This is a genomic window from Actinomycetota bacterium (assembly GCA_035697485.1).
Lineage (GTDB): Bacteria > Actinomycetota > UBA4738 > UBA4738 > HRBIN12 > JAOUEA01.
The window spans coordinates 1-2117 of sequence record DASSCU010000044.1; the positions used below are offsets into that span (position 1 = coordinate 1).

Here is a 2117-nt window from a genome sequence, read left to right on the forward strand (position 1 = left end):
GAAGATCGCGAGGAACTGCACGTTGGCCTTGGCCTTGCCCCAAACGGAGGGCCGGACGAGGTCGCCGGTCGACGCCACCGCGCCCTTGAGGCCGATGATCATGATCTCGCGGCCGATGATGATCAGCGCGATCCACGGCGAGACACGTCCCACCACGAGGAGCCCGACCAGGGCGCCCGAGACCAACAGCTTGTCGGCCGTCGTGTCGAGGAAGTTGCCGAACACGCTCGTCTGCGCCCATCGGCGGGCGAGCAGCCCGTCGAAGAAGTCCGTGAGCGCGGCGATCGCGAACAGCACGCTCGCTGCGGTGAAGGCCGCCTCCTTGTCCGGCCCTGCGACGATCAGCGCGAGGATCACCGGGACCAGGGCCACCCGAGCCCAGGTCACGACCTTCAGGAACGCTGCGGCGCGAAGGTCGGCGGGGGTCGTCACGGCTCCGCGGCATCGTAACAGCGTGCCTCGACGTGAACGGCACGTGGCGGGCCGTGCTCGGTGTAGCGCCGGCGCCGGCTCGGAGGCGGTGGTCACGACGGCGGTCCCACCGTCACATCTCTGACGCCCTAGGCTGCGTACCGTGGATGCGCCGAAGATCGTCACGGTCGACGACTACGAGCCGCTCGCCCGCGAGCGCCTGGCGACCGATGTCTACGACTACTTCGCGGGTGGGGCGGGAGACGAATGGACCCTCGCCGAGAACCGGCGTGCCTTCGAGCGCTGGGTGATCCGGCCACGGATGCTCACCGGAGCCTGGCCGGTGGATCCTTCGATCGAGCTGCTGGGGACGAGCATCGACGCCCCGGTCCTCGTCGCGCCGTGGGCGTATCAGAAGCGTGCGCACCCGGATGGGGAGCTCGCCACCGCGCGGGCTGCCGCCAGGGCCAAGACCGTCATGGTGGTCTCGAGCACGACCGTCGACTACCTCGAGGACGTGGCCGATGCGTCGGACGGACCGAAGTGGTGGCAGCTGTACGTGTTCACCGAACGCGGCGAGACCGTCGACATGCTGCACCGGGTGCACGCCGCCGGGTTCGCGGCCGTGTGCCTGACCGTCGACTTCCCCGCAAGCGGCCTGCGCCACCGCGATGCGCGCAACGACTTCGACATGCCGATCGGCCTCCCGCAGGACGAGCTCACGTTCGCGCCCGACCTCACGTGGGACGACCTCTCGTGGATCCGCGACGCCGCCCCGGTGCCGCTTCTCGTCAAGGGGATCATGACGGCCGAGGATGCCCGGATCTGCGTCGAGGTGGGGGTCGACGGGATCGTCGTCTCCAACCACGGTGGGCGACAGCTCGACACGGTCCACGCTCCGATCACGGTGCTCCCCGAGATCGTCGAAGCGGTGGAAGGGCGCGTTCCCGTGCTGGTCGACGGCGGGTTCCGGCGGGGAACGGACATCGTCAAGGCGCTCGCGCTGGGCGCGACCGCCGTGCTGGTAGGACGCCCGGCGTGCTGGGGTCTCGCGGTGGCCGGAGAGGAGGGCGTGGTCGACGTCCTACGGATCCTGCGCGCCGAGCTCGAGAACACGATGATCCTCGCGGGGACGCGTTCGGTCGCCGACATCACCAGGGCCCACGTCGAGCGTGCGTGACGGGGTTCGCCGCCGTCTGCGAGCATGAGCCGTCATGCCCCGCATCGACCTGCACACCCATTCGAACCGCTCCGACGGGACGTTCGAGCCGGCCGAGGTCGTTCGCCTCGCCGCCGAGCGCGCCCTGAACGTGGTGGCGCTCACCGATCACGACACGACCGACGGCCTGGCGGAGGCGCTCGCGACGGGTTCGGTCGTCGGTGTGGAGGTGGTTCCCGGTGTGGAGTTCTCGGCGGAGTTCGACGGCAACAGCGTCCACGTGCTGTGTTACTGGATGGATCCGCAGGACGCGGCCCTGCAACTCGAGCTCCGGCGATTGCGGGAGGACCGGTTCCGCCGCGGTGAGCTGATGGTCGGCAAGCTCCAGGAGCTGGGGTTGCCGGTCGCGTTCCAACGCGTGCGCGCGATCGCGGGTGACGCGACGATCGTCCGGCCGCACATCGCTCAGGCGATGGTCGAGGCGGGGGTCGTCGCCACCGAGAAGGAGGCGTTCGAGCGGTACATCGGCGACGGCGGGCCGGCGCAC

General features: G+C 70.0%; 3 protein-coding genes. 2 read left to right on the forward strand and 1 reads right to left on the reverse strand.

What is annotated here, in order from left to right; genetic code table 11:
• On the reverse strand, window positions 1–432 hold a 432-nt coding region (locus VFI59_12005), incomplete at its 3' end, for a CDP-alcohol phosphatidyltransferase family protein (protein ID HET6714418.1).
• A 142-nt stretch (window positions 433–574) separates the two neighbouring features.
• On the opposite strand from VFI59_12005, the gene VFI59_12010 reads away from it, so the two are divergent.
• Window positions 575–1591, forward strand: a complete 1017-nt coding sequence (locus tag VFI59_12010; GenBank protein HET6714419.1) for an alpha-hydroxy acid oxidase — start codon at window positions 575–577, stop codon at window positions 1589–1591.
• A gap of 34 nt (window positions 1592–1625) precedes the next feature.
• A partial coding sequence (locus VFI59_12015; GenBank protein HET6714420.1) for a PHP domain-containing protein occupies window positions 1626–2117 on the forward strand: 492 nt, incomplete at its 3' end.